The organism is Variovorax robiniae (assembly GCF_037889955.1).
Taxonomy (GTDB): Bacteria; Pseudomonadota; Gammaproteobacteria; order Burkholderiales; family Burkholderiaceae_C; genus Variovorax; species Variovorax robiniae.
The window spans coordinates 1-21,090 of the sequence record NZ_JBBKZS010000020.1 but is presented as its reverse complement, the minus strand read 5'-3'; the positions used below and the strand labels follow the sequence as shown (position 1 = coordinate 21,090).

Sequence of the window (21,090 nt, the reverse complement as noted above, 5' to 3'; positions counted from 1 at the left end):
TTGTATTGAATCGCCTTCAAGCCATCAACCAACCGCTACACCCAAAAAGGAGACACCATGAAGCACCTGCCCGAACAACATGTGCCCGCGCAATCGCCTCAGCGCAGGCGCCTGCTCGCTTCCGCTGCAAGCATTTCGCTGACTGCCTGTGGATTGCTGGCATCTCCTTTGGTACTGGCCCAATCCGACTATCCGAACAAGCCCATCAAGCTGGTGGTGCCTTACGCGCCGGGAGGTTTCTCGGACGTGGTGGCCCGGGCGATCGCATCGGAGTTGCAGAAGAATCTTGGTCAAGCGGTAGTGATCGACAATCGTGGCGGTGCAAATGGCGTCATTGGAACGGCTGCAGTGGCGCAGGCGCCCGCGGACGGCTACACCGTGCTGCTGGCACTCGACTCGCACGCGAGCAACCAGAGCCTGTTCAAGACACTGCCTTACGACAGCATCAAGGACTTCGCGCCTGTCATCTTCCTTGGCACTGCGCCGATGGTGATGATTGCCAATAGGGATTTCGCGCCGAACAACGCGAAAGAGCTGGTGCAGCTTTTGAAAGCTGCCCCGGACTCGGTGAGCTACGCCTCGCTTGGGCCGGGCAGCCAGATTCAGCTTGCCGGACGCATGCTGGAGAACAGCGCGGGCGTGCGGATGACGGCGGTACCCTACAAGGGAGGTGCTCCAGCGCTCAGCGACCTCATGGGCGGGCACATTCAGGTAATGTTCGCCTCGGCAACCTCGGCAGCCCCGATCATCGAGCAGCATCGCGCCAAGGCCCTGGGCGTCGCGTCGGCAAGGCGGCTGTCGATGCTGCCGGACGTGCCTACGTTTGCGGAACAGGGCTACCCCGGCGTCGAGATGGGTTTTTGGGTGGGGATGATGGCGCGCGCAGGAACACCACCAACTGTCATCGACAAGCTGAGAGCGGCGACGGTGCAGGCGGTGGCGCAGCCTGAAGTGGCCAAGCAATTGCGCAATCTCGGTTTGGTCGTGGATCTGAAAGGCCCTGCCGACTTCGACAAGTTTCTCCAGGCCGAGATTGTCCGTTGGGGCGACATGCTGCGCCGCGAGAACGTGAAACCGACAGACTGATCAGCGCCTTCTATTCCGTGGCACGTGGATTTACGCGACGGAATTTTTAGCGCCTACCACGCACAGAGCCGACGATTTGGCTATGCCGAGTCATCGTTGCTAAGAAGAGCCTCTCGCACCTCGAGAAGCGAACGCAGGATGCTCTTATGATTTTTCGCGATCCGCTCTGTGGGTCCTGCCAGGGTGATCGCCGCTGGCTGTCCGGCAATCCAGCCGGAGACCGCGAGCGCGGAGACATGCTCTGCTCCTTCGTCCACGGTCTCGTACCACCCTCGCTCGCGTGCTGCCTCGACATCCTTTTGGAACTTGCGCTTGCTCGTGATTGTGCGCGATGCCAGCGGCTCGAGGTCTATGCGCTGCATCCATTCTTCGAGTTGATCTTGAGGAAGTGCCCCAAGGAGAGCCTTGCCTAGGGCCGTGCCATGCAAGGACGCGCGTTCACCAATCTCCACAATCAACCGAAGTGGCAGACGCGTCGATTGAGTGGCGACGACTTTAGCCCCCGACTGGTCCAAAAGCCCGAAGAAGGACGTTTCGTTGGCCTTTTCGGCGAGTACATCTACCGCTTCCTGCGCCATGCGACGCATGGGATCATTCTCGTTGACCTGCCGCGCCATCTCATACCAGCGACCCGTTGGGTAGTAGCGAAGGCTCTTGGGAGTGCGCAGCAGGTAGCCGAGCGAATGGAGCGTGTGGAGCAGGTCCAGACAACTGCTGTCGGGCAGATCCAGCAGGCGTGCCATGTCCTTGTTGGACAGGTCGCGCTTTTCTCTTGCGAAGGCCTCGAAGGCGGCCATGGTACGACCAACGGCGGGAATTATCGAAGGCATGGGTCTTCAGAAACGGACTGGCGGCAATTCAGGAATTGGAGAAAGTATACGAGGCATCGAATGTCCGTGACAATCAATCACGCCGAAGAAGCCCTGCCAGCCCCGGCTCAATTTCACGTTCACCAAGAAGGCTGGGGAGCTGCTTTGGAGAATGTAAATACGAACTGGCAAACTGCCGAAGCGGCAGTACGCGGACGAAGGTCCAGGTGAACAGACTGGCGGAATCGGTTGGCAGCCACGAGGCACCAGGCCGACTCGGCGTGCCGATGGCAATGTTGGGTGACTGGAAGCGACGGCGAGCAGACGACTGGCATTGCAGCGCCCGAACTCTTTCGGGAGCGCGCCACAAGCCATCGCCGTGGGCGCTATTGATGTGCCACCAAGCGGCACGCACGTGAGAGCGTGCCACGGACGGACCCGCCCGGCATTGCAAAGCGTGTTCCGACAACCTCGGTGGCATCCGCATAGTGCGCCTCAAGCAGCAAATAGACAAGACTGCTGCAATGCGACTTAGGAGAGCGATAGTTCTGCTCTTCTTGTCGGCGAAATCCGCGATGATGGCGGCCACCCACCGCCTAGAGGGGCACAAACTGAATCCGCTCATCGCTTCGCTCGTCGTGTTTCTTTGCCTGGGGACGGCTGCGCTGGCCGGCATGTTTTTCTATGCCAGCTTTCGCTCCCAACACCGCGGTGACGAGACCACCAACGTGATCCGATTGGTGGCCGGCATCTTCGTTGTGATGACCTCGCTGGTCCTCGGCCTGATGCTCAACACGGCCAAGAACAGGTTCGACGGCGTCAACCGTGACGTCCACGCGTTTGCGACCGAACTCATTTTGCTTGAACGCAATCTTCGTCTTTATGGCCCAGAGGCCGATGCCAGCCGTGAGCGTCTGAAGGCGTATGCCGAGTTCGTGTCGAAATGGAAGGCCACGAGCTACGACCCGACGCTCATCTCAGATCCGCTGTCGGAGGACATGCTGAACCACGTTGGCAAAGCTCTCCGAGCCATCTCCCCACCCGACTCCGAACATCTCGCGCTCTGGAACAACGCCAGGCAGGACTACGAAAGAATCGTGTCCCTTCGCTGGGCGGTGCTGCAACAGTCCGAAGGATCGATTCCAGTGCACATGTTGGTGATGGTGACCTGCTGGCTGACGATGATCTTCGCGAGTTTCGGCTACGGGGCGCCACGCAACGCGGTGGTCGTGATCAGCCTGATACTTGCAGCCGCGCTGATCGCGGCGACGATCGACTTGATCTTGGAACTGGATTCTCCGTTTTACGGGTCGATCACCATGTCCCCCAGACCCATACAGCGCGTCCTGGACGAGATGCGTCGCTGACACTGGATCATGGCGGGAGCGCAAGGGCGCTGTCACGCAGGTTGAAATGTAGGGCTTACTCCCTTCTTCCGTCAATCGTTGTGTTGCCTGTGCCGCTCGAGCGCGTTCTTATCGAGGTGGTCCGTGGGTGGGGGGACGCACTCGCAGTCTTGAACATCGAATATGGCGTAGCGATCCCCTGACAAAGTCTTGCAAATAAATGAAGCCCATAGGGTATGGGGCGGTTCAGAATCGCGCGAATAGTCAGAGGGAACCGGGCCGAAAATTGGGCTGTGCGTTCGACGCGCTCAGCATGTCCGTGCATGAGGAGCACCAACTTGATCTACGGCATCGTCTGGAATGATCGTTCGCAGTCTTGGGTTGTCGCTTCCGAGCTTGCCAGGGGCAAACGCAAATCCAGCGCAATGAGTCAGGCTGCTTTTGCAGTTACTCTAGCGTGGTGCGGGGTCGCGCAGGCGCAAGTCGAGGCACTGCCGACTGGGGGGTGCGGGACCAACAGCGCGCTCCAGTACAACAACATCGCCTGCACGAGCGCTGGGACTGCCACGGTAACGGCGAAGTCACCGACTACCGTCACCATTGCCACGCCCAATACCACCAGCGCGATCGACTCCATTCTTGCGTCGACCACTGCGACCTCGAACGCCACCATCACGGTCAATGTGACTGACGCGATCATTACCAACAAAAACCAGCCCACCGGGGCTGGCAACGTCGGCCTCGGCATCAACGTCTTAGTGTCGACGGGCGGCGCAAATGTCAATGGCGTCCTGAACATCGACGGCACGACTTCCATCCAGACTGCCAAGGGCGGCGGTGCACTGGTGAACGTGTTCGGCAGCGGCAACGCGACAGCGACTATCAAAGGCAACTTCAGTGTCAATAACCTGACGACCAATGGCAATGGCGATGACGATGTGGAAGTGACAGTCCGCGGTGGAAAGGCCAGCCTTGACATGTCGCAGAGCACCGGCATCTTGTCTGTGATGGCGGGAAACGGAATCATCATCCGGTCGCTTACCGGAAGCGGCGTCGCCGTTGGCCAAATCGGCTCGGGCGTCGATGTGGAGGTCAACAACCTCGCGTCGGGCTCCAAGGGGTTTTCCAATGCGGGCATCCTCACCACGGTCATTCAAAACGGAACAATTGACCTCGGCACGGCAGCCAAGATCAACACGGTGGGCGACAACGCGGACGGCATCACGTCGACCAACCGGTTCGGGCAGGCGCAGATCACCAACAGCGGCGCCATCACCACGTCCGGCATCTTGAGCCGCGGCATCAACGCCTCCGGCTCCACGCAAGACAACCCAGGCGGCGCAGTCATCGTCAACAATTCGGGTTCCATCGCGACCGCAGGTGGTACAACAGCGGCCAATGCAAGCAATGGCATCTTGGCCGTATCGACCACGAACGGCGCTGGAGCCGCTGGCCCAGTCACCGTCAACAACTCAGGCTCGGTGAATGCGCAGGGGCTCTTCACCGATGCGATTAGGGCTGCCTCCGCCGTGATCGGAACGGGTGCTGGTGCGACCGGGCTCGTGACGGTGATCAATTCCGGCACGGCAAGTGCGACGGGCCGCAATGCGAACGGCATCTTTTCGCAATCGACGCGTGGCGCGGTGCAGGTCACCAATGCTGTCGGAGGCAATGTATCGGGTGCTTCCAATGGTGCTGGCGTCGCTATGGGAGGCACCAGCCAGAGCTTGGTCAACAGCGGTCAGATCGGTTCTCTCAGCGATCGTGCGGTGGCCACCGATGCAACAGGTGGGGTCAGCAATGTCTCGGTCAACAACGCCGTGGGCGGCGCGATCACCGGCAGCATTTCAGCGGCAACTTCACCAGTATCCATGTCGAACGCTGGCACCTGGAATTTGCGAAATTGGTCGGACACGGTCGGCAACGGCGTACGCGACACGCTGGCGGTGGCGAAGAGCGACTTCGGCACTGCGGCCGGCAACGTGATCAACAACAGCGGCACTGTGGCCTTGCTCACCCACGATGGCACAGCGACGACTCTGGACAACATCGGCCAGTACTTGCCGTTGGGCAATCCGAACAATGCCATGGCACTGCACAGTCCGACCCAAGGACAGATCTTGGGCGTTGCGACTTTTAATCACAACGGCCTCATCGACCTGACGACGAACCCAAGCGCTGGCGATGTGCTCGTTATCTCCAAAGGTCACACAGCTGGGGCGGATGGTGGCGGCGTTTTTGTGTCCAATGGCGGCACACTCAGGCTCAATTCAGTGCTGAATGCAGGGGGCGGCAACAACAGCATCTCGGACATGCTGGTGGTCGACGCAACGCGCCTGGGCACGGCCCCTACTGGAATCAGTGTGGTCAATGTCGGCGGACTGGGCGCGCCGGTCACGTCCGGGGACGGCATCGCGTTGGTCGAAGTCCTTAACAAGCCGGGCAGTGCGGCTGGGATGTTTACGCTGGCGACTGCGGCAGTAGCAGGGCCATATGAATATCTGCTGTATCAAGGTGGCAATGCCCGAAATGGGGGAGACCCTGCAAACGGCAACTGGTACTTGCGCTCCGAGGTCGTCGTGCCACCGCCACCGCCACCACCACCACCACCACCACCTGCACCTGCACCTGCACCTGCACCTGCACCTGCACCTGCACCTGCACCTGCACCTGCACCTGCACCTGCACCTGCACCTGCACCCGCACCCGCACCCGCTCCCGCTCCCGCTCCCGCTCCCGCTCCCGCTCCCGCTCCCGCTCCCGCACCCGCACCCGCTCCCGCACCCGCACCCGCACCCGCACCCGCACCCGCACCCGCACCCGCACCCGCTCCCGCACCCGCACCCGCACCCGCACCCGCTCCCGCACCCGCACCCGCACCCGCACCCGCACCCGCACCCGCACCCGCACCCGCACCCACTCCGCCCCCGCCTTTGCCTCCGGTCGTCAGGCCTCTATATAGGCCTGAGGTTCCGGCCTACCTGTCCAACCAGCGCCAAGCGGCCGCAATGTTCCTGCACAGCCTGCATGACAGGCTGGGCGAACCGCAATGGATCGAAGGGCAAACTTTCGACAACCAGGACGATAAACGCCGGTCGGCTTGGCTTCGCGTGGTAGAGAAGCGGACCGAGGCCACATCGAAGGACGATACCTTTGGTGTCAGGACGGACACGAGCCTCATTCAAGGGGGGGGCGATCTTGCACGCTGGCATTTGGGTGGAGATACGGGCCGCTTGCATCTTGGCGCGATGCTGGGCTACGGCTCCTCACGCAGTGATGCAACTGCCCAGGCCAATCCGCGCCAGGCCCGAGGCAAGGTGGAGGGCTGGAGCCTCGGCCTCTACGGAACCTGGTACCAGAATGATGCCAATAAATTGGGGGCGTACGTCGATGTCTGGGGTACTTACGGATGGTTCAACAATTCCGTCTCGGGCGACAGACTGCCTGAGGTCAAGTACAGCGCCAATGCGTTGACGCTGTCGGGCGAGACGGGTTATGCCATCAAAATTGGCAGCAGCGACTGGGTGGTTGAACCGCAGGCACAGCTCGTATATGTGAAGTACGACGAAGACGACATAACGGAGCCCAACGGCACGCGAATCAGCGGCAACAAAGGCAGCGGATGGACGTCCCGGCTGGGCGTGCGAACCTATCGAACATGGGTGCGTGATGATGGCCGCAAACTGGAGCCCTACCTGACCTTCAGCTGGTGGCATGACAAGGTCGACAACCAACTGCAGTTCAACACCGTGGTACTGGAGAACCTCTATCCTGGCAATCGTTATGAGATCAAGCTCGGCCTCAATGCCGATCTCGCGAAGGGATGGACGGCTTGGGGCATTGCTGGCTACCAGTGGGGTAACCAAAGCTATAAAAACACCAGCTTGCGCCTAGGCGCCAAATACACTTGGTAGCTGACGGGGCACGGCCACTCGCGACAACGGTTCTCGCACGACGCGTCGACGCGGCTTTACCTGCTGGCCACCGGCACTGACGGTGTGCCCCACGGCATCAACAGGTCCTGCAGAGCGAGCCGCGCGGCGAGTTGGATCATCTCGCAGCGGAAGAGAGTTCAAGAGTCCAGGAGCTTATCCATGAGCCCGTGTTTGCTTCAGCAGCAATCGTGCGGAAGGCGTCGATGGCAGCGACAAGGTATTGGAGGACGGTGAAGCTCTGCTCGAGCCTCTCGTGACGCACCAGCAGATTGCGAAAGTGCAGTTGGACCTGCCATAGCAGAGCCCGACGATCCAGCCTCGGTCATCTCGGCGGATTGCCCTGCTTCATGTCCCATTGAATCCGTCGGCCAACAAACTATGGGGACGCAGCCGAAGTGCGCGGAGCCCCACGGTAGACCCCCGCCGACTCACAGATAAATGTGCCGCCGAACCGGTGGCTCCTTCCGCTTGTTCGCTCGCGTCGGGCCCCGGCGCACTACAAGTGACGATGGAAGCGAAGGCCGTCGAGCAACAGATAACGTTTGTTGTTGATGTTCCCATATTCGACTGGTTAAGCCGACGCCTTGCTGGGCCAGGGCGGGTTTGCCCTTGGGCGGGCTCGGCCGTCAGGCCGGGCCCTGCTTCGCTATCGGATATGAAGGCCTTCGCGGACAGCGCGAACAGGCCCTACCTTCACGCTGTCAATGGGGCTTCGCTGACAAGCTCGGCTTGCGCGGGGTGATCGAGGCGCCCGAAGAAATCGAGGCAAGTCGGGCTCAGAAGGAGATCGATTTCAAGACCATCCGGCACATCGTCGTGGTGGTCGGCAATTCATGATCGGCGCCGCCTTGAGCATTGAACTGGCCGCGCGACTTCGTGTCTTCGGTAACTGGGCGCCCGGGCCCCAGCCAAGCACGCGAGGCCGGTCGCGGCAACGATTCCGCTTGGACGGCTGCATCAGCATCAGACAGCAGGTGCACGGCGTGCTACCCGCGCGAGGTGCCCCGACACCCGCTTCCCGCAAGCGGCGGTGACTGCTAAAGTTCCGCGGCTTGCCGGCAATCCGGCAACTCACGTGAGGTGCCATGTCAAATCGTTCACCGCGTGCTGCATCGGGCGGTCGGCCCAAGGCTTATCCGGGCGGATGCCGCGCCTCGTCCACGACGTGGGCCGCGTCGCTGTTCTGCCTGCTTCCCGTAGCTGCGGGCGCACAGCAGATCATCGCGAACGGCACCATGCGAACCGCAAGTGGAACGATCAACACGGGCACGGTCGCGCCGACCGCAGGCTATGCGCTTTACGCGCTCAACGGCGGCATCATCGAGGGCTCAGCCCTGACCCTGGCCACGGGCGGAGCCGCCTCGCATGCAGTAGCGGCGCTGAGCCGGGGCACCATCACTCTCAGCGGCAGCCTCGCGGCGAGCACGTCCGGGGCTGGTGCCCACGCCCTTGACGCCGAGGGCATCGGGTCGAGTATCTCAGCCACGAACGTCAACCTCAACACGACGGGCCTCAACGCATTTGGTGGACGGGCGGCCGCGGGTTCGACGATCACGATCACAAGCGGCACGATCACCAGCGCGTCGAGTCCTTTGCGTACGGACACTGGCGGCACGATCATCGCGAACAATGTCACCTTGAGGGCGACGGGCGGCAACGCGGTCGCCGCCAACGCCGATCAGGGCACGATTCGCATGACCGGGGGCACGATCACCACTGTGGCCGGCATCTTCAACTACGGCCTGCGCGGCGGTCAAGGCACCAGTGTCGTCAGCGGCGATGGCGTGACGGTCAACGTCACCGGCGATGGTGTGAACGTGGAAAACGGTGGGCAGGCCAGCTTCATCAACGGCACGATCACCAGCGTCGGTAACGGCGTATCCGCCTCCTCAGGGTCCCCGGCCGACGTCCAGAACAGCAGCATCACCGTCACCGGCGCGAATGCGGGACTGCTTGCCAGAGGTCAGAGCACTCGCTTGACGGCGACGACGGTATCCATCATCACCTCGCAAATCCTTGCCCACGGCGTGCTGGCGGATGCCGGCGGAACGGTGCAATACCAAGGTGGCCGCATCACAACAGGTGGCGCGAACGCGCTCGGTGCGCTGGCCCGGTCCGGGGCTCCGGCGACTCCTGGAACCTCGAACGTGACGCTGACAGGTGTCGGCATTGCCACGTCCGGGGAAGGTGCGCATGGCGCCATGGCCTGCTCGCTGACTTCGATCGCCGCGCTATGCACCACGGCGCCCGGGAGCGATGTCGCTGGGGCTGGCGGCCCGGCACAGCTTCACTTCAACAACGCCACAATCGAGACCCGGGGGACGAGCGCCTTCGGCTTACAGGCCATGGGCAGCGCGGCGCGGCTCGACGCCAGCGGCGGCACGGTGAGCACTACGGGTCCGGACGCCCATGCCGCCGTCGTGCGCAACGGCGGCACGCTCAGCGCATCGAACTCGACTCTCTCAGCCATCGGGTCCGGCGCCAGCGCTCTGTTCCTGACCAGCCCTGTTGGCGCATCGTCCTCGGCAAGCCTCACCAACGTCACACTGAACAGTACAACCGCGTCCGCTATCCGCGTGGAGGGTGGCGCCGCGCAGATCGAATTCAACAACTCGCGCGCGCTCACCAATAACGGCGTCTGGCTTCAAGTGGGGAGCGCCGATGCGGCGAACCCCGCGATCGCCGAAATCACCATCGACCCATCCCAACTCCAGGGCGCGGCAGTGACGCAGGCGGGAAGCACCTCCCACCTCACGCTGACCGGCGGTTCGACCTGGACGATGACGGGCGACTCGAACCTGAGCAGCCTGACGAATCAGGCCAGCTCGATTCTCTTCTCGGCGCCTTCCAGCGGGGCATACAAGAACCTAAAGGTCTCAACGTATACCGGCACTGGGGGCGTGATCGGGCTCAACAGCTTCCTGGGCGGCGATGGCTCGCCCTCCGACAAGCTTGTGATCGACGGCGGCGCGGCAAGTGGCCAGAGTTACCTGCGCATCACGAACAACGGCGGGCCGGGCATCGTATCTTCAGGCAATGGCATCCAGGTCGTCGACGCGGTCAGCGGCGGAACGACCTCAGCGAACGCCTTTGCATTGCAATACGCGGTTGTCGCCGGGCCGTACGAGTATTTGCTCTATCGCGGCAGCAAGGACGGCACTGCGCCTCAGGCCTGGTATTTGCGCAGCGAGGCGCCCATCCCGCCGCCGCCGCCGCCGCCGCCGCCACCGCCACCGCCACCGCCACCGCCACCGCCACCGCCACCGCCACCGCCACCGCCACCTGCACCTGCACCTGCACCCGCTCCCGCTCCTGCACCTGCACCTGCACCTGCACCTGCACCCGCACCTGCACCTGCACCTGCGCCCGTGCCCGCGCCGCGCCCGCTGCACCGCCCCGAGGTCGGCGCCTACTTGTCCAACCATCGGGCTGCCAGCGGCATGTTCGTGCACAGCCTGCACGACCGCGTAGGCGAGCCCCAATACATCGAAGGACAGGCCTTCAGCACTCAGGACAGCTCGCCGCGCTCGGGGTGGCTGCGCATTGCCAACAAGCAGACCAAGGCCACCTCAGCCGACGGCATCTTTTCGGCCGATACCGACGAGACGCTGATCCAGGGTGGGGGCGACATCGCACGCTGGAAGGTCGGCGGCGACGCGGGCCGCCTGCACCTGGGCGCCATGCTCGGTTACGGCTCCTCGAGGAGCGACGCCAATGCGCAATACAACCCGCGCCAAGCCCATGGCAAGGTCGATGGCTGGAGCATCGGGGCCTACGGCACCTGGTACCAGAACGATTCAAACAAGCTGGGCGCCTACGTCGATGTCTGGGGCACCTATGGCTGGTTCAGGAACAAGGTGCAGGGCGATCTGCTGCCCGAGGTGAAGTACGACGCCAAGGCGCTCACGCTGTCGGGCGAGGCGGGCTACGCGATGAAGATCGCCAGCACCGACTGGGTGGTGGAGCCGCAGGCGCAGCTCATCTACGTGAGGTACGACGAAGACAGCATCACCGAGCCCAACGGCACGCAGATCAGCGGACGCGACGGCAGTGGCTGGATCTCGCGACTGGGCGTGCGAACTCATCGAACGTGGGTGAGGGAGGATGGCCGCAAGCTGCAGCCGTACCTCACGCTCAACTGGTGGCACGACAGCGCGAACGCGACGCAGGTGTTCAACCAGATCGCGATCAATGCCATGTACCCGAGCGACCGCTACGAGCTGAAGCTGGGGCTCAATGCCGATCTGGCCAAAGGCTGGACGGCCTGGGGCAACGCGGGCTACCAGTGGGGCGCGCAGAGCTACAAGGCCACAACCATACGACTGGGGGCCAAATACACTTGGTGAAGCTTGCGCTCTGCATAGCGCGCAGCTTCGAGCAAATAGCCAAGAGCGCTTCATCGAGCCCGACTCGTTAGTCAATTCGGTTGCCCTGAGGGAGATCCAGCGCTCTTTCCAAAAAAGATGTCCGCGGGCCAATACGCGCGGATGTAAGGGAGAGATCGATGTGGAACCTGGCAGGCTGCCGAAATGCTTTTGAGCGTCCTGCTGTCCCCCATGACTTGACGGCGTCAAGATGACGTCAGTCTTCAGCATCAGTGATTAGGCGGGGAGAGATGGCCTCGGAAATTCGAACACGGCGATAAGTGGTCAAAGTGCATATCACCCCGGGCTGAGGGCTCGAGAACGCAGGAAGATCATGAGCAAGAGACCGCGCCGTAATCACTCACCGCTGTTCAAGGCCAAGGTGGCGCTGGGCCATCAAGGGCGAGAAGACGCTGGCGGAGCTGGCCAAGCTGCACGATGTGCACCCTAACCAGATCGTCGATTGGAAGAACCAGTTGCTCGAACGCGCCGCCAGTGTGTTCGGTGCGGAGTCGACACCGCAGCCGGCGATCGATCTGAAGGAGCTGCACGCCAAGATCGGGCAGCTAGCCTTGGAGAACGATTTTTTATCCGGCGCGCTCATCAAGGCCGGCATGCTGAGCGCAAAGCGATGATCGACCGCAATCACACCCTGCCGCTCAAGAGGCAAGCCGAGTTGGTGGGCATCAGCCGAGGGAACGTGTACTACCTGCCGCGCGGCGTCTCACAGGCCGATCAGAGCCTGATGAAGCGCATCGACATGATCCATCTGGCGCATCCCTTTGCGGGCAGCCGGATGCTGCGCGACATGCATAACCGCGAGGGCTTTGAGGTCGGGCGCCGGCACGTGGCCACGCTGATGCAGCGCATGGGCATCGAGGCGCTGTACCGCAAGCCCAACACGAGCAAACGGCACCCGACCCACAAGGTCTATCCGTACCTACTGCGCGGGCTGAAGACCGACTGCGCCAACCAGGTGTGGGCGACTGAACCGCCCCGGATTTTGAGGAGGCTCCTTCGATTGAGAATGGAGCCAAGATGAGGAAGTCACCGAAGTTTTCCCCCGAGGTCATGGATCGCGCGGTGCGCATGGTCTTTGACGCCAAGGACCAGTACCCGTCGCAGTGGGCGGCGATCGAATCGATTGCCGGCAAGATCGGCTGCACGGGCGAGACGCTGCGCAAGTGGGTGCGCCAGGGCGAGCGCGACAGCGGCGTACGGCCGGGCGCGACCAGCGTCGAACAGCAGCGCATCAAGGAGCTCGAGCGCGAGGTTCGCGAACTGCGTAAGACCAATGAGATCCTGAAGTTGGCCAGCGCGTATTTCGCCCAGGCGGAGTTCGACCGCCAACTCAAGAAATGAACGCCTTCATTGACGAGTATCGCGCTCGTTGCGGGGTCGAGCCGATCTGCCGCGCGCTGCAGATCGTCCCGTCGGCATACCGGCGCCACGCGGCGCGCCAGCGCAACCCGGCGCTGCTGTCCGCGCGAGCCCAGCGTGATGCGAGCTGCTGGTGCAGGTGCAACGCGTCTACGACCAGAACCTGCGGGTCTATGGTGCCGACAAGGTCTGGCGGCAACTGCGCCGCGTAGGCACGGCCGTGGCGCGATGCGTGAGGGGCGCATCATCGAGATGCGCGATGCGCAGGTGACGTTGCATGGTTGCATGACACGCAGCAGCGAGTGAAGTGGAAGTTGCCCTACGCAGCGATCGAGCCGCCCCAGTCCGCAGCGCAGCAAAGCCCGGCAACACCGCCGACACCACCCACGCCTCCAGCAACCCCGAAACCCACACGCTGACTTCGAGCGCGGCGACAAGGTCTCCTTCACCGATCGCCATTTGCAGACGCACGGACGCACGTGGGCGTCATCACCCGCAGCAACCCCAAGACCGCCACCATCGGTACCGGCGAGGCGTCCTGGAGCGTGTCCTACGGACACTTGCGACGGGTCATCGACATCTGACCGGTCCGTAACTGTTCGCCGTCAAGGGACGAGGGAGACCGCGATCTGCTGGGGAGACCAGCGCCAGTCCAGCAGGGTCAACACAGCTTGCCGCGTGCGCCTTGCATGTCGAGCTTGCGTGGCGCACGCGCGGCCTGGTGTCGCCCCTGGCTACAGGCTTGAGTCGAGTGCGAGGCGTAGGGCAAGTCGCCAAGCGTGTTGCGCTCCAGTTCCCTGCTGATCGTGGACGCGGAGCGCCCGAACATGCGGCCATCGCCCGCATGCCTAATTTGGGATGACAGCGTTCGATGGGGCGCGATCGTCCAGGAGTCGGGCGCCAAGGACATACTTGGGTGCCCTTGACCGTCATGTTGCATGCAGCATCAATTGTCACGGGATGGGCCGGCCTTCAAGGAGGGCCAGCAGCGCATGCGGTTGCAGCGGCTTACCCAAGTGCGCATCGAATCCTGCTTCGGTCGCCCTGGCGTGGTCTTGGGGCCGGGTAAAGGCGGTGTGCGCCACGCAGAAAAGCCGCGGCCTGCCCAGCGCATGCTCGCGTTGGCGCACTTCCCGTATCAGGTCGTAGCCGTCACGTCCCGGCAGGCCGATGTCGCTGACCAGCACATCGGGCCATTTCTGGTCGAACAGATGTAACGCGCTTTCAAAGTCGCTGCCCGGGCGCACGATGGCGCCTGCATCAGACAGCACCACCGTCATGATCTCGATGGCGTCAATGTTGTCCTCGACCACTATCACGTCGAGACCGGCAAGCATGCGTTCGACCGGCATGGGGAGCTGCGCATCGCGGGCAAGAACCGTGTCCAGCAGCGCTGCCGGCGCCTCGCCAGATGGCACCACGCACAGCACCACACGCAACCTGGCGCCCTGGCCTTCGCCCTCGCTATGCGCCGACACGCTTCCCCCGTGCAGTTCGGCCAGGTTCTTCACGATCGACAGGCCGAGGCCCAGGCCGCCATGGTGGCGGTTGTCAGGCGAATCGCTTTGCGAAAAGCGATCGAACAGTTGCAGCAGAAAATCTTGGCTGATACCGCGGCCGAAGTCCTGCACGGACAGGACGAGCTGATCGCCGCGGCGATGCAACTCGACGACGATGCGCCCCCCTTCAACGGAAAACTTGATGGCATTCGACAGCAGGTTCCAGACGATCTGCTGAAAGCGCGTGGCGTCGAGCCATGCGGGCGGGTCCGCCTGGTCCGGGTCGAACTCGATGCTCAGCCGCTTGGCTGCGGCGGGGGCGGCCAGCGCCTCGATGGCCGCCGTCACCAGTGAACGCGCATCCGCCCACTCCCGATGCAGGCGCAACTTGCCCGAACTGATGCGCGACACGTCAAGAATGTCGGCGATCAGCCGCGTCTGTGCCTTCACGCTGCGGTCGATGGCGTTCAGACCCTTTTCCATCTGTTCCGCCGTGCGGTTGCCTGCCTTGAGCGCGTGTATCCAACCGCCGATCACGTTGAGCGGGTTGCGCAGTTCGTGCGACAGCACGGCGACGAAGTCGTCCTTGGTTCGGCTCAGGCGCTCAGCGGCGGCGCGCGCGGCCTGCTCCCGCTCCAGCACCTCGCGCCGGCGCGCCTCGAGCTCGAAGCGCTCGGACACATCCAGCGCGATGCCTACGCGCAAGCCCGGTTCAATCTCCGCCGAAGTGGTCCAGTCCAGCCGGATCCACGAACCGTCTTGGCGCAGCAGCGGGAACTCGCCCTTCCAAGATGTCACCAGCGGCTGCGCTTCTGCGGTGTGTTCCTTGACGAAGCCCGTCCACTCCTCCGGCGCGAAGTCGCTCACCAAGCGGCCAATCAGCGCATCGCGCGATTTGCCGAGCATGGCGACCATTGCCGGATTCACATCGGCGAACCGGCCGACGGCATCGATCAGCGCCATGCCAGTGGGCGCATGGGCGTATATGGCGCGAAACCGCGCTTCGCTGCTGCGCTGATTTTCTTCCGCCATGCGGGCGCGGATGAGCGCCTGCAGTGTGGCAATCAGCACCGGCGGTTCGACCGGGTGCACCAGGTAGGCATCCGCGCCGGCATTGAGTCCGGCCACCTTGTCCGCGTTTTGCACAAAGGTAGCTGATAAGTGCACCACCGGCAACGTGGCGGTCGCGGGCCTGATGCGCAGTTCGCGGCACACCTCGAAGCCGCTGAGGTCAGGCAGGTGGACGTCGAGTACGACGGCCGAAATCTGTTGGGTGGCCAGCTGCAAAGCCTCGCTGCCGGTGCTCGCCTCCCGGGTCTCGAAACCCGCAGCGCGGATCACGCGCGCGGTCGCATAGCGAGTGGTGGGGTTGTCGTCCACCACCAGCACGACATGGCGCGATCGGTCGATGGTCGTGTTGATGAGCGGTTCGGCTGGCATACTTACTCCGAACGCGCAGCATCCTGGCGCCGCAGTTGCACGGGCAGCGTGACGGAAAACACGGAGCCCTTGCCCAATTCGCTTGCGACCTCGACATGACCGCCCAGCAGCAGGGCCAGCTGACGACTCAGCGACAGGCCCAGCCCTGTGCCGCGCAGCCGCTTCTGCACAGGCGAGTCGACCTGCGAGAAATCGTCGAACACCGCCGCATGGTGCTCGGGCGCGATGCCAATACCCGTGTCCGATACGGAGAACTTCACCGCGTCGTCGCCCGCGCGCATCGCGCTCACCCGGACCTCACCGCGTGGGGTGAACTTGAGCGCGTTGGAGATGAAGTTGCGCAGAATCTGCGAGAGCTTGCGGTCGTCGGTGTACAGCTTGGGCAGGCCCTCGGGCTCTTCGAAGATCAGCGTGGTGGCCGGGTTGTGCAGGACCGGACGGAACATGCCGCGCAGCGCGGAGAACAGGTCGACCATTTCGAACCAGGCGGGCGAAATATCGATCCGGCCCGCCTCGATCTTCGCCAGGTCGAGCAGGTCATCAACCATTTCGGCGAGTTCGGATGCAGTGGTGTCGATGAAGCCGACCTGCTTCTCCTGCTCGGGCGCGAGGGGCCCGTCGACGCGGTCGCTGAGCAGCCGCGCGATGCTGCGGATCGCGCTGATCGGCGTGCGGAACTCGTGACTCATGTAGGCCAGGAAGCGGCTCTTGAGTTCGGTGGCTTTCCTGAGTTCCTCGGCCTGCGTGTCGAGTTCGGCGTAAAGCGCCACCACCCCGCGGTTGGTCTCCTCGAGCTCCGCGCGGAGTTCGTCGACTTCGCGCCGGCACGCGGCCAGCGCTTCTTCTCCATCGGCAACGCCGGTGCTGTTCATCGCTTATTCCCTTGGGCGGATCACCACGACGGTGGCATCGTCGCGGTGACGTGTGTGGTCGCGCAAAAGAACCGCCGCTAACAGCGTTGGGTCCTTTTGAAGCAGAGGGCGAACGTGTTCGACCGTCCAGCGTGTCGCGATGCCGTCGCTGTGCAAGATCACCAGGGCATGCGCCGGAAGCTCGAGCGAGGTGGCCTGCGGCTTTCGGATCTGCACGCCGGCGGTGCCGTGTTGGGTGATGAGCGATTTGTCGAACACACCCGACAGCACGCGGCCTGCGATGTTGCCCGCACCGCTGTAAGTGACGGTGTTGTTGTCCATGGCGACGCGCAGCGCAAGCACGGCCGCCCCACGGGTTGTCCGCAGCTCGCGATGCACACGCTGCACGGTGTCGCACACGTCGGCCTCCGGCGCTGATGCAAAGGCGCCGAGCGCGGCTTGCGACGCCTTGGCCGCATCGGGGCCGTGCCCCAACCCATCGGCCACCAGCACGGAGGTCTGCCCACCGTGAATCGCAACTGCCCAGGCATCGCCGCACACCGTTTCGTACGGCGCGGGTAGGCAGATCGCGCCGATCTGCAACGCCATGGCGGACCCGTGGGCAAATCCCGCTGCAGAGGGACGCACCCGCGCCACGCTCACGGTGCCGTCCGGCACCGCGGAATGCATGTCGAACTCGCTCGCCAGGCGGCGCACCGCGCCAAGCCCCGTGCCGGGCGTGCTTCCCGAGGAATGGCCGTCCTGCAGCGCGAGCGCGATGTCCGGAATGCCGGGGCCTTCATCGATTGAGATCACCTCCACCGCACAGGCTTGCGCACGGACCGCGATCAACAGCCTTCCGTGCTTCGCATGGCGCTGCAGGTTGGTACCCAGTTCGGTGACGACCAACGCAAGGCGCCCGGCATCAACTTCCCCCCAGCCCATGTCGGCAGCGGCGTTTGCCGCGTGCCGACGCGCCTCGCCCACGCAGCTGGCGTCGTCCATCGGAAAGGCCTTGTGCGTCCAGCCCGTGATGACGGCTACTTCCACTTGGTAATGCTTACCCGGGTGCCCTGCCCCGGCGTTGATGAAAGCTCGAATTCGTTCACAAGTCGCTTGCTGCCCGGTAGGCCGAGGCCCATCCCTTTGCCGCTGGTCCAGCCGTCGCTCATCGCCAGCGCGATGTCCGCAATGCCGGGGCCCTCGTCCTCGAAATGCAGCACCAGCCCGCGCCGCCCGTTCCGCTCGGCCAACTCCCAGCGCATGCGCCCGCCGCCGCCGTGGATCAACGTGTTGCGCGACAACTCACTGGCGGCCGTGATCATCTTGGTCTGGTCGACGAGCGAGAGCTTCAGCTCCTGGCACAGCGCGCGCGTCACCTGTCGGCATGCAACGATGTTCTGCTCATCGAGCAGCGGCAGCGTGCCTCTGGGTTCAGCGGCCAAGGACGTTCTCCAGCCGGGTACGGCAAAGAAGTTCCATGCCACGCTCGACATTGAGCGCTGTTTTGACGCCCTCCAGTGACAGCCCCAACTCGACCAGCGTGATCGCCACCGCCGGCTGCATGCCGACGACCACCGTGGTCGCCGACAGGATGTGGGCAATGCCCGAGATGCTGGTGAGCATCCTGCCGACGAAGGAGTCGACGATCTCCAGCGCTGAGATGTCGATCATCACGCCCGAGGCGCCAGTCTTCGCGATCTGGTCGGCAAGCTCGTCCTGCAGCGTAAGAGCGGTCTGGTCCTGCATGTCGACCTGAATCGTCACCAGCAAGGTGTCGCCCATGCGAAGAATGGGAATTCGGTCCATTACGTGCCGCCCGTTCAATTGTCGCGCGACACGCGCCAGCCGGTCTGCTTCAGAGCGAGCGCCAGCGCATCTGCCAGCGTGGCCTTGGTGCGCACGCCTTGCAGGTCGATGCCCAGGTGCACGATGGTCTGCGCGATCTGCGGGCGGATGCCGCTGATGATGCAGTCGGCGCCCATGAGCCGGATGGCCGTCACCGTCTTCAGCAGGTGCTGCGCCACCAGCGTGTCGACCGTCGGTACGCCCGTGATGTCGATGATGGCGAGTTCGCAGCCGGTCTCCACAATTTTCTGCAAGAGCGCTTCCATCACCAATTGCGTGCGGCTGCTGTCCAGCGTGCCGATCATCGGCACGGCGAGCACGCCGTCCCACAGCTTGACGACCGGGGTGGAGAGTTCGAGCAGTTCTTCCTGCTGGCGCCGAATGATCTCCTCGCGCGCTTGCTGGAACGCGCCGACCGTGTGCTGCGCGAGCGCGTCGACAACGGTCGACACCGTCCACAGCGCATTGGACATGGCAGCGGCGTCGGCACCCAGACGGCGCTGGATGGCCGCAAACAAAGGCTTCTTGAACGCGAGCACGAACAGGCTGGTATCGGCTGCAGTTTGGCCCTTGGCCGCACGCGACTTCGAGAGACCCGTCAGTGTCTCGCGCAAACCAGCCCACCCGCTGCTATCCAAGCGCGCCGGATCGACGCCGGTTTGCAAGCCTTCGCGCAAATGCCTCACGATATCGGCGGCCTCGGCTTGCGCAGCCCGACGCGCACCGGGTTCGTCGACTTGCGCTTCATTGAGCCAGGCCGCGACGACACTGTTCTCTTCTTCGCGCACAGTGTTCAGCAACGCCGCGTAGTCGTTATTCATTGGGGTCCTTGGTATTTGAAGTCGCCCGTGAAAGGGCCGGACCTCGTGAAGAAATGGCGGACCTTGCGGATGCGCTTTCAATTGACTGATCGTACCCGCGGCATTCGTGCGTACCGCTTTCAATGGTAGCAAGGGAAGCGCGTCTTCACGTAGGCCCATTCCCACGGACAGCCTGCGCGTTCGCAACTTTATGCAAGCATTCGACCCTGCGTGAGGAGCCACATAGTTCTAGTCGTTGGGATGACGAAGTTTCGCCCTTGGTCGGGCTTGCAGTGCTCTCCTCGGCGTGGACTCCCGCGGAACGCCTCAAGCGAAAACAAAGAAAGCAGAGCTTCAGCTGGGCGAGGTTCGTCGGCCCGATCCGGCATGTTGTTGTGCGATATCGGGATCGAATCGGCGGCCTTGACCCGGTAGGGCCCGACGCGAGCGCCGCGTCTTTAAACAGCATCTCTCACCCACTGATCGCGCTGAAAGCCCAGTTCCCTCAAACGACGCTCGACCAGATTCCATTCGCTCTCTGCGATAGAGCTGGTCCGCGACAACACCCACATGTAGCTGCGCGAAGGCTCCGTGACAGTTGCCAGATGCTGATCCGGCGACAGATAAACGATGTCGTAGTTGGCCCAAAACAGCGGTGCCCACCGAAGCCAACTAGGTACAAAGGCGACCTCCAGCAATGTAGGCCGCAACTGCCCCGAATCGACTACTACACCCGACCGAGGCCGCGCAACGCCTGCAACGGATTCCAAGCCAGACTTCGTACGGCACTCATTGCGGACCGCAACCTGCCCCGATGCAAGCCGACGGTAGGAAGCTTTTGCACCCGACACACACTTGCGTTGGAACCAATTTGGAATGTGCGCCACCTGATGCCACTCGCCCATGTAGCTGATCAGGTCTACCGCGGGAGGCGCAGCCTGATCACGGTCTTCCTAGCTGGCATCATTTGACCTTCAGGGTACCAACCTGGCCCTACTGCGACAGAACCAAATACTGCGTCTGAGAGTCCGAGCCCTTCATGGACCCGCCTGTTCAGCAGCTTCGCGCAGAGTCTTCTGATGAGTCGGAGCGCGGCGACTGTACGGAAGATGTCGCAGTGCGCCTTGGTCGCGACGCCGTCGCTGCGACACCATTTCTCCCCGGCGGCGCAGGACGTTCCCCGCGCACGGCTAGCGCATATTTGGCCAGCACTCCCGTCAGTCCCTCGTGAGTCTCGGGCGTATCGGCAGGCGTCAATGCCTGGCGCGCGATTTCCGCGATATGCGTATCCATCGCAGCCATCACCTCCTCGACCTTGCCCGAACCGAAGCGGCGGATGATGTCTTCATGCTCCCGGATGGAGCATTCGTTCGAATGCGGCCCGGCGTGCACCGCGAGGATCAGCGAGCAGCGCGACACGGCCTCGGACATGAAACGCATCAGCAGGAAGTTGTCGGCCATTTCCGCCAGCGCGGTGTGGAAGTCGCCGGCCAGCCGGCTGGAGGCGCGCAGGTCACCGGCGTCGTGTGCGTCCTGTTCGGCCTGCACGATCTTCTGCAGGCGCTTCGCGAAGGCCGGCGTCCAGCGCTGCGCCACCAGGCGGACCACCTCACGCTCCAATGCGCGGCGCACTTCGAAGACCTGGCGCGCCTCGCCCAATCCGGGCTCGGCGACCGCCGCCGTGCGCCGGCCACCCCCGGCCACCAAGCCTTCGGCCTGCAGCCTGGCGAGC

General features: G+C 63.3%; 14 protein-coding genes, 2 pseudogenes and 1 other annotated feature. Of the genes and pseudogenes, 7 read left to right on the top strand and 9 right to left on the bottom strand.

Annotation, left to right across the window (positions count from 1 at the left end):
* Positions 1 to 57 precede the first annotated feature (57 nt).
* Positions 58 to 1,086: a Bug family tripartite tricarboxylate transporter substrate binding protein gene (locus WKW79_RS29685; RefSeq protein WP_340338831.1), complete on the top strand. Its 1,029-nt coding sequence runs from the start codon at positions 58 to 60 to the stop codon at positions 1,084 to 1,086.
* Positions 1,087 to 1,166: 80 nt separating this feature from the next.
* Here WKW79_RS29685 and WKW79_RS29680 read toward each other — a convergent pair whose 3' ends face one another.
* Complete coding sequence (locus WKW79_RS29680) at positions 1,167 to 1,916, bottom strand: IclR family transcriptional regulator (protein WP_340338830.1); 750 nt, start codon at positions 1,914 to 1,916, stop codon at positions 1,167 to 1,169.
* 554 nt (positions 1,917 to 2,470) lie between these two features.
* Between WKW79_RS29680 and WKW79_RS29675 the strand changes: the two genes are divergently transcribed.
* The 6 genes and pseudogenes from WKW79_RS29675 to WKW79_RS29650 form a co-directional block, all read left to right on the top strand.
* Positions 2,471 to 3,262 carry a bestrophin-like domain gene (locus tag WKW79_RS29675; RefSeq protein ID WP_340338829.1) on the top strand — a complete coding sequence of 264 codons (792 nt, stop codon included), beginning with the start codon at positions 2,471 to 2,473 and terminating at the stop codon, positions 3,260 to 3,262.
* 317 nt (positions 3,263 to 3,579) lie between these two features.
* On the top strand, positions 3,580 to 7,155 hold the full coding sequence (locus tag WKW79_RS29670; RefSeq protein ID WP_340338828.1) for an autotransporter outer membrane beta-barrel domain-containing protein: 3,576 nt from the start codon (positions 3,580 to 3,582) through the stop codon (positions 7,153 to 7,155).
* 630 nt (positions 7,156 to 7,785) lie between these two features.
* Positions 7,786 to 8,013 carry a hypothetical protein gene (locus WKW79_RS29665; protein WP_340338827.1) on the top strand — a complete coding sequence of 76 codons (228 nt, stop codon included), beginning with the start codon at positions 7,786 to 7,788 and terminating at the stop codon, positions 8,011 to 8,013.
* A gap of 248 nt (positions 8,014 to 8,261) precedes the next feature.
* Positions 8,262 to 11,522 carry an autotransporter outer membrane beta-barrel domain-containing protein gene (locus WKW79_RS29660; protein ID WP_340338826.1) on the top strand — a complete coding sequence of 1,087 codons (3,261 nt, stop codon included), beginning with the start codon at positions 8,262 to 8,264 and terminating at the stop codon, positions 11,520 to 11,522.
* 352 nt (positions 11,523 to 11,874) lie between these two features.
* A pseudogene (locus WKW79_RS29655) lies at positions 11,875 to 12,531 on the top strand (IS3 family transposase); the annotation flags it as partial.
* 47 nt (positions 12,532 to 12,578) lie between these two features.
* Positions 12,579 to 13,152, top strand: a pseudogene (locus WKW79_RS29650) (transposase); the annotation flags it as partial.
* Positions 12,857 to 12,973: a sequence feature (AL1L pseudoknot), on the top strand. It overlaps the preceding pseudogene by 117 nt.
* A gap of 721 nt (positions 13,153 to 13,873) precedes the next feature.
* Here the strand turns inward: WKW79_RS29650 and WKW79_RS29645 are convergent.
* The 8 genes from WKW79_RS29645 to WKW79_RS29615 form a co-directional block, all read right to left on the bottom strand.
* Positions 13,874 to 15,859 (bottom strand): hybrid sensor histidine kinase/response regulator, encoded by a 1,986-nt coding sequence (locus tag WKW79_RS29645; RefSeq protein WP_340338825.1) that lies wholly within the window; start codon positions 15,857 to 15,859, stop codon positions 13,874 to 13,876.
* Between the two features lie 2 nt (positions 15,860 to 15,861).
* The gene (locus WKW79_RS29640; RefSeq protein WP_340338824.1) at positions 15,862 to 16,731 is read right to left on the bottom strand and encodes a sensor histidine kinase; all 870 of its coding nucleotides are present in this window, start codon (positions 16,729 to 16,731) and stop codon (positions 15,862 to 15,864) included.
* 3 nt (positions 16,732 to 16,734) lie between these two features.
* Positions 16,735 to 17,760 (bottom strand): ATP-binding protein, encoded by a 1,026-nt coding sequence (locus WKW79_RS29635; RefSeq protein WP_340338823.1) that lies wholly within the window; start codon positions 17,758 to 17,760, stop codon positions 16,735 to 16,737.
* Positions 17,751 to 18,155 carry an anti-sigma regulatory factor gene (locus tag WKW79_RS29630; RefSeq protein ID WP_340338822.1) on the bottom strand — a complete coding sequence of 135 codons (405 nt, stop codon included), beginning with the start codon at positions 18,153 to 18,155 and terminating at the stop codon, positions 17,751 to 17,753. The genes WKW79_RS29635 and WKW79_RS29630 overlap by 10 nt, the downstream gene beginning before the upstream one ends.
* On the bottom strand, positions 18,145 to 18,519 hold the full coding sequence (locus WKW79_RS29625) for an STAS domain-containing protein (RefSeq protein ID WP_340338821.1): 375 nt from the start codon (positions 18,517 to 18,519) through the stop codon (positions 18,145 to 18,147). Before WKW79_RS29625 ends, WKW79_RS29630 begins: the two co-directional genes overlap by 11 nt.
* A gap of 14 nt (positions 18,520 to 18,533) precedes the next feature.
* Positions 18,534 to 19,379, bottom strand: coding sequence for an STAS domain-containing protein (locus tag WKW79_RS29620; protein WP_340338902.1), 846 nt, complete (start codon positions 19,377 to 19,379; stop codon positions 18,534 to 18,536).
* Positions 19,380 to 19,816: 437 nt separating this feature from the next.
* Positions 19,817 to 20,272 (bottom strand): lipocalin family protein, encoded by a 456-nt coding sequence (locus WKW79_RS37090; protein WP_422823981.1) that lies wholly within the window; start codon positions 20,270 to 20,272, stop codon positions 19,817 to 19,819.
* Between the two features lie 139 nt (positions 20,273 to 20,411).
* Positions 20,412 to 21,090 (bottom strand): GntR family transcriptional regulator (locus WKW79_RS29615; protein WP_340338820.1); only part of this gene is annotated, 679 nt, incomplete at its 5' end.

Excerpts from the sequence above, each read along its gene's own strand:
- WKW79_RS29620 (WP_340338902.1), bottom strand. The coding sequence starts at position 19,379 with ATGAATAACGACTACGCGGCGTTGCTGAACACTGTGCGCGAAGAAGAG.
- WKW79_RS29685 (WP_340338831.1), top strand. The coding sequence starts at position 58 with ATGAAGCACCTGCCCGAACAACATGTGCCCGCGCAATCGCCTCAGCGC.
- WKW79_RS29675 (WP_340338829.1), top strand. The coding sequence starts at position 2,471 with ATGATGGCGGCCACCCACCGCCTAGAGGGGCACAAACTGAATCCGCTC.
- WKW79_RS29645 (WP_340338825.1), bottom strand. The coding sequence starts at position 15,859 with ATGCCAGCCGAACCGCTCATCAACACGACCATCGACCGATCGCGCCAT.
- WKW79_RS29680 (WP_340338830.1), bottom strand. The coding sequence starts at position 1,916 with ATGCCTTCGATAATTCCCGCCGTTGGTCGTACCATGGCCGCCTTCGAG.
- WKW79_RS29625 (WP_340338821.1), bottom strand. The coding sequence starts at position 18,519 with ATGGACCGAATTCCCATTCTTCGCATGGGCGACACCTTGCTGGTGACG.
- WKW79_RS29640 (WP_340338824.1), bottom strand. The coding sequence starts at position 16,731 with ATGAACAGCACCGGCGTTGCCGATGGAGAAGAAGCGCTGGCCGCGTGC.
- WKW79_RS29660 (WP_340338826.1), top strand. The coding sequence starts at position 8,262 with ATGTCAAATCGTTCACCGCGTGCTGCATCGGGCGGTCGGCCCAAGGCT.